Below are 6390 nucleotides of genomic sequence, written 5' to 3' on the forward strand. Positions count from 1 at the left end.
GGGGCAAGGCGGGTGGGCGCTACGCCGGTAAGTCGGCGGCCGAGCGGCACGCGGAACGTCGCCGCAGATTCCTCGACGCCGCCCTGCAACTCTTCGGCGACAGCCCCGGCTACCGCGCCACGACCGTGGCCCTGCTCTGCGAGCGCGCGGGCCTGTCAACCCGCCAGTTCTACGAGGAGTTCGCCGCGCTCGAAGACGTCCTCGCCGCCCTGCATCTCCAGGTCAACGACTGGGCGGAGGCCGCCGTCCAGCAGGCGATGGCCGCCACCGCCGGCCTGCCCGCCCTGGAACGGATGGCCGCCGTATTCCGCGCCTACGCCACGGACGTCACCTCCGACCCCCGCCGCCTGCGCATCGCGTTCACCGAGATCGTCGGCATCAGCCCGCGCATGGACGAGCAGCGCCTGTCACGCCGGTCCCGGTGGGTCGAGTTGATCCGTACGGAGGCGGAGGCCGCCGCCGCGCGCGGCGAGGTGCCGCACCGCAACTACGCGCTCGCCGCGACCGCCTTCATCGGCAGCGTCAACGGGCTGTTGCACGACTGGTGCGCGGGCTGGGTGGACGCCGGCCTCGACGAGGTCGTGAACGAACTCACCCGCGCCCTCTTCCTCCTGACCGAGGAACCCGCCACATGTCGGCCACCCGCCGAAGCCGCCCGCCCAGAACCGACCACGTCCAGAACCGCTCACCCCGAACCAAACCCATCCAGAACCGCCCAGCCCAAACCGGGCCGTTCCGGAACTGTGCATCCCGAACCAGCCCGTTCTGGAACCGGCCACCCCGAACCTGGCCGTTCCGGAACTGGCCAACCCGAAGCGGGCCGCCCTACAACCGGCCGCTCGCAATCCGGCCATCCAGAGGCCGGCCATTCCGTACCCGGCCATTCCGAAGCCCGCCATCCCAAAGCCGACCGTCCAGAACACGACGGTCCCGAAGCCGAGCACCCCTGACACCAGCCGCTCCGGAGCCGGCCCCTGGGAGTAGAGCCACCCTCGCCCTGGAGCCACCCAGATCGAGCCGGTTTGACCCTGACACCGTGTCAGACGGCACGGTGCTGCTCATGTCCCTCACCTATGTCGGCTCCGGGCCGTACTGCTACGCCAACTCCCTGGCCATGATCCTCGACGGCCACGCCCCGTCACCGGCCGTGATCGAGGTCTTGACCGGCTCGCCCTACGGAATGCAGCTGATCGGCGGCCGCCTGCCGCTGTTCGACCCGTACGGCTGGGACCCCGAGATCGGGCTCGACGCCGCGATCAACCTGCTCGGATGGGATTGCGAACGCACGGACGGCGGCACGCCGGCGGAGGCTCTGGACCGGCTGCGCCACGCCTGCCAGGACGGCCCGGTGCTGGCCGGGCCGCTGGAGCTCGGGCTGCTGACGTACCAGCCGGGTTCCGGCCAGGCGGTCGGCGCCGACCATTACCTGGTGGTGCTGGAGGTGGACGATGACGGCGTGCTCGTGCACGACCCGCAGGGCTACCCGTACGCCACGCTGACGGCCGACGCCTTCATCGCGTCCTGGCGGGCGGAGGAGATCGCGTACCTGGAGCGGCCGTTCCGGATGCGGCACGCGTTCACCCGGCGCGAGCACGTCAGCCCGGAGGAGGCGTTGCGCCGCTCGCTGCCCGCCGGGCTGGCCTGGCTGGCCGGCCGCACGGACCTGCCGGTCCCGCCCGGCACGCTGGGCCAGGCCGAGGCCGCCGAGCGCACCGCCCAATTGGTGGTGGAAGGGCTCGATCCCGAGATCAGGACGGTGTGGCAGGCGTTCGCGGTCCGGGTGGGTGCCCGCCGGCTCAACGACCTGGCGGTGTGTCTGTCGTCGCTCGGGCTCGGCGCGTCCGCGGCGGTCGCCGCTCAGCAGGCCAGGATCGTGGGCGGGCTGCAGGGCCCACTGATGTCGGGCGACGACGCAGCGCTGGCGGCCGGCCTGCGCCGACTGGCCCCGACGTACGAACGGCTCCGCTCACTCCTCGTCCAGGACGCGACGTCCAGCAAGTAACCCCGTCAGGCCGGGCGGGACATGCCGGAACCCAGCAGGCAGAGGGCGAGCGGGACGCGGCGAAGCCCGGGACCAGGTCAAGCTGGCTCGCCCCAGCACGGTCAGGCAGGAGCGGGACGGGCCCAAGCAGGCCGACCTAGACCGCGGTCCCGGCGCGTAGACGCGCGGGCTCCAGTGCGTAGACGCGCGAAGTCCCAGTGCGTAGACGCGCGGGGTTCCGGTACATAGACGCATGTCCCAGTACGTAGACGCGGGATCCCGGTGTGTAAACGCGTGGCCCCGGGTGCGTAGGCGCGTGGCCCGGGCGCGTAGCCGCGCGTGGCCCCCGGTACGCAAGCCCGCGGCCCCGGTTCGGTGGAAGTTGTGCGACCGTGGTGTCCCCTGCGCCGCCGCTCGTTCGTCGTCCACACGAGCCCGCTGACTCCGGAGGTCGCATGCAGTACGCCCTGTTGATTTACACCCCGCCCGGCTACGTGGAGTCGCTGTCCGACGTGGAGCGCGAGACGATGCTCGCCGAGTACCTGGCGCTGGCCGACGACGACCGCTGCGTCACCGCCGCGCAGTTGCAGCCGGTCGAGACGGCCACCAGCGTACGGGTGGCCGGCGGCAAGACGCTGATGACCGACGGGCCGTTCGCCGACACCAAGGAGGTGCTCGGTGGCTTCTGCGTGATCGAGGCGGCCGATCTGGACGAGGCGATCGAGGTCGCGGCGCGCGTCCCGGCCGCGCGGCTCGGCGGCGTGGTGGAGATCAGGCCGGTGGGGCGGTTCTGACCGCGCTGGAGGAGGTCTTCAGGGACGAGTGGGGCCGCGTCCTGGCCTCGCTGGTCGGCTATCTCGGCGACTTCGACCGGGCCGAGGACGCCGCGCAGGAGGCGTTCGCGATCGCGGCGCAGCGCTGGCCGGCTGCGGGCGTACCGGACAATCCGGGCGCGTGGCTGGTGACCACGGCCCGCAACCGGGCGATCGACCGGATCCGCAGGGAGCGGACCCTCGCCGAGAAGATCCACCTGCTGCCGGCGCCGGAGGCCGTCATGGACGCGTTCGAACCCACCACGATCAAGGACGAGCGGCTTGAGCTGATCTTCACCTGCTGCCATCCCGCGCTGCCGCTGGACGGCCAGGTGGCGCTCACGCTGCGGGCGCTCGGCGGGCTGGAGACGGCCGAGATCGCCCGCGCCTTCCTGGTCTCCGAGGAGACGATGAAGCGGCGCCTGACCCGTGCCAAGACCAAGATCAAGGCGACCGGCATCCCGTTCGCCGTGCCCGGCCCGCGGCTGCTGCCCGACCGTCTCGACGCGGTGCTCGCCGTCCTGTATCTGATCTTCAACGAGGGCTACCGCGGCCGCGTCGACCTCGGTGCGGAAGCCCTCCGCCTGGGACGCGTCCTCGCCGCCCTCATGCCGGACGAGCCGGAGGCGCACGGCCTGCTGGCGCTGATGATGATCCACCACGCGCGGCGGCGGGCCCGCTTCTCCGGCGAGGACCTGGTGCTGCTCGACGAGCAGGACCGTTCGCTTTGGGACCTGCCGCTGATCGCGGAGGGACGGGCGGTGCTCGACCGGGCGATCACGACGGGCGGGCGCGGCGCGTACGTCGTCCAGGCGATGATCGCCTCGCTGCAGACCCGGGAGCGGATCGACTGGCCGCGCGTGGCCGGGTTGTATCGCCGGTTGATCGAGCTCACCGGCTCTCCGGTGGTCGAGCTCAATCACGCGGTGGCGCTCGCCCAGGCCGGCGACCCCGCCGCGGCCCTGTGCGCGGTCGACCGCCTCGACCTGGACGGATACCTCTACTTCCACTCCACCCGCGGCGAACTGCTGCGCCGCCTCGGCCGGAACGCCGAGGCCAGGGCCGCCTACCTGAAGGCGCTCGACCTGGCCACCACCACCCCGGAACGGCGACTGCTGAACCGGCGGCTGAAAGATCTCTGACTCGGAGTGTCCCCTGGGCGGGTGCTCGTTCGTCGCCTGGATGTGAACGACCTTCACCGCGAATAGGTCACACAACCGGAACGCCAACACCGCACCCAGGAGGGCACCCATGTCAGCAGATCAGGAAGCACGCAACAAGACGGCCTTCATCGGCTTCCACGACGCGCTCAACACCGGCGACCTGGACGCCATCACGAAGGCGATCGACGACGTCGTCCACCCGGACGTGATCTTCCACGCACCGGCGCCGATCGACGCGTCGGGACGGCAGGCGATGAAGAACGTGTGGGCCGTCCTGCTGCGCGCGTTCCCCGACATCCACGTCTCGACCGAGGACATGATCGCCGAAGGCGACAAGGTCGTCTTCAGGAACACGGTCACCGGGACCCACCTGGGCGAATACCGGGGACTGCCGCCGACGGGCAGATCCGTCACGTACAACGAGATCTTCGTCGTCCGTTTCTCCGACGGGCTGGTCGCCGAGGTGTGGGGCGTCGTCGACGTCCTCGCGCAGCTGCGCCAGCTCGGCGCCCTTCCCGCCGTCGCTTCCTGACCGCCCGCGATGGACGTGTTCTGGTGGGTCGTTCAGGCGCTCCTGGCCGTCATGTTCGCCATGTCCGGCCTGGTGAAGGTCGTCCAGGCGAAGGACAAGCTGGCCGGCAGGTATCCGTGGACGCGAGACTTCTCCACACCGGCGGTGCGGCTCATCGGGGTGCTGGAAGTGCTCGGCGCGATCGGACTGATCGCGCCGGCCGCGACCGGGATCGCACCGATGCTCACCCCGCTGGCCGCGGCCGGGCTGGCGGTCATGATGGCGCTGGCCGGGGTCATGCACGTACGCCGGGGGGAGGCGTCGGGGGTGGTGGTGACCGCCGTCCTGTTCGTGCTCACCGCGCTCGTCGCCTGGGCCCGCTTCGGCCCCTACGGCTGGTGACCACCGTGTCCCGAGCCTGACGCACCCTCGTCCGTACGTCGCCGGATCGAACCTGAGAAGGGAGAGTCGCCGGCTCGAACCTGAGGAGGAAAACATGAGCGGCAAGCTCGAGATGACCGTGTGATGCTCGCCGCGCACGACGCGCCGCGCCGCGACCTGGACCGCCTGGCCAAGGCCACAACCAGGATCGACCACGCCCCCGGCGCGTCCTGGCCGCCGCGACCGGCTGGACGCTGTTCAAGAAGTCCCCGCACGTCCACCACGCCGCCAAGGACAAGGCGCTCTGGCCGAGGACAAAGCGCTCTGGCGGACGAAGCGCAAGGCCGCGACCAGCCGTCCCGACCACTTGGCGCTCCTGACCGCCATGGAGACCGAGCACAAGGCCATCGACCCGCTCGTCGATGCGATCGACGCGGCGCCGGCCGACCGTGAGTCCGGGCCGGAACGTCTCGCCGACCTCACCGACGCGCTTGCCACGGGCCTGACCACGCATCTCCGGCACGAGGAGAGCAAGACGCCGCCCCTCATCCAGACGATCGTCACCAAGCCGCGAAGGCTGGCGGTTCGGCCAGGCCGACGCCCGCCTGGCCGAACCGGACGCGTTACGGATCATGCCGTGGATGCTGGACGGGGAGAGCGCGCAGACCGCCGGGCGGCGCTGTCCACACTGCCCGAACCGGCCCGCCTGGCTTACCAGAACAAGTGGCAACCCGCATACGCGGCCCTGAACCTATGGAACGACCCCCCACCCACAACCCGACAAGCACAACCCAACTAACCGCAACCCGCCAACACGGCTCGACCAACCACAAACCATCCCCGGCCGACACCAGCCAGACCAACCAGCAACCACAACCCGGCCGACCCCGTCACAACCGGCCGACCACAACCTGGCTGACCACAACCTGCCGACACCAGCGTGACCGACACCAGCGTGGCCGACAGGCGGCAGCCTGGCCACGAACCGACCGACCTTGCCAAGGCCGACCGACCTTCCCGGGCACGCGGCCACCTGACCACAACCTGATCGACCTTGCCTGGCGAGCGACAACCCGGCCGACCACAACCCGGCCGACACCAGCCCAACCGATACCGATCCAACCGACACCGGTCCAGCGAGCACCGGTCCAGCGAGCACCGACCTGCCCAGCACCGGTCCGCCCAACACCGATCCGACCAAGACCGGCATGGCCAGCAAGCGACACCCTGGCCAGGAGCCGGCCTGGCTTGCCCGGCCAGCGACAACCCGGTCACAAACCGACCGACCTTGCCTAGCCAGCAGGAGCCTGACCAGAACCTGATTGGTCCTGCGCGGCGAGCAGCAGCCAAGCCACCCGGGCTACCGCCCGACGCCCCCTCGGTCAGCGCCAGCAGGCCGCTTCTACGCCAGAAACTGAGCTTCCCCCCGCAGCACGGACACCTGAGGTGAGGTCACTCGGCGGTGCCTGAAGGCCTGTAGAGGGCCTCGAACGTGACGGGGCTGTGCATTCCGATGCTGGAATGTCGTCGGTATGGATTGTA

7 protein-coding genes are annotated in these 6390 nt (G+C 70.6%); all 7 read left to right on the top strand.

All coding sequences use genetic code 11. The features are described from left to right. Nucleotides 1–950 (top strand): TetR/AcrR family transcriptional regulator (locus HII36_RS52350; RefSeq protein WP_173530882.1); only part of this gene is annotated, 950 nt, incomplete at its 5' end. Nucleotides 951–1036: 86 nt separating this feature from the next. Continuing rightward, nucleotides 1037–2002 (top strand): hypothetical protein, encoded by a 966-nt coding sequence (locus tag HII36_RS52355; protein ID WP_328808289.1) that lies wholly within the window; start codon nt 1037–1039, stop codon nt 2000–2002. Nucleotides 2003–2436: 434 nt separating this feature from the next. Then, nucleotides 2437–2775 carry a YciI family protein gene (locus HII36_RS52360; RefSeq protein WP_173530883.1) on the top strand — a complete coding sequence of 113 codons (339 nt, stop codon included), beginning with the start codon at nt 2437–2439 and terminating at the stop codon, nt 2773–2775. Nucleotides 2776–2816: 41 nt separating this feature from the next. After that, nucleotides 2817–3935: an RNA polymerase sigma factor gene (locus tag HII36_RS52365; RefSeq protein ID WP_268959832.1), complete on the top strand. Its 1119-nt coding sequence runs from the start codon at nt 2817–2819 to the stop codon at nt 3933–3935. A gap of 109 nt (nt 3936–4044) precedes the next feature. After that, the gene (locus HII36_RS52370; RefSeq protein WP_173530884.1) at nt 4045–4488 is read left to right on the top strand and encodes an ester cyclase; all 444 of its coding nucleotides are present in this window, start codon (nt 4045–4047) and stop codon (nt 4486–4488) included. 9 nt (nt 4489–4497) lie between these two features. Beyond that, the gene (locus HII36_RS52375; protein ID WP_173530885.1) at nt 4498–4869 is read left to right on the top strand and encodes a DoxX family protein; all 372 of its coding nucleotides are present in this window, start codon (nt 4498–4500) and stop codon (nt 4867–4869) included. A 283-nt stretch (nt 4870–5152) separates the two neighbouring features. Beyond that, the gene (locus HII36_RS52380) at nt 5153–5647 is read left to right on the top strand and encodes a hemerythrin domain-containing protein (RefSeq protein WP_407940910.1); all 495 of its coding nucleotides are present in this window, start codon (nt 5153–5155) and stop codon (nt 5645–5647) included. The last annotated feature ends 743 nt before the right edge of the window (nt 5648–6390 follow it).

It is taken from the genome of Nonomuraea antri (assembly GCF_013283785.1).
GTDB classification, from domain to species: Bacteria; Actinomycetota; Actinomycetes; order Streptosporangiales; family Streptosporangiaceae; genus Nonomuraea; species Nonomuraea antri.

What these genes read in the sequence shown, in the direction of transcription:
- HII36_RS52360 (WP_173530883.1), top strand. Translation starts at nt 2,437, where the DNA reads ATGCAGTACGCCCTGTTGATTTACACCCCGCCCGGCTACGTGGAGTCG.
- HII36_RS52370 (WP_173530884.1), top strand. Translation starts at nt 4,045, where the DNA reads ATGTCAGCAGATCAGGAAGCACGCAACAAGACGGCCTTCATCGGCTTC.
- HII36_RS52375 (WP_173530885.1), top strand. Translation starts at nt 4,498, where the DNA reads ATGGACGTGTTCTGGTGGGTCGTTCAGGCGCTCCTGGCCGTCATGTTC.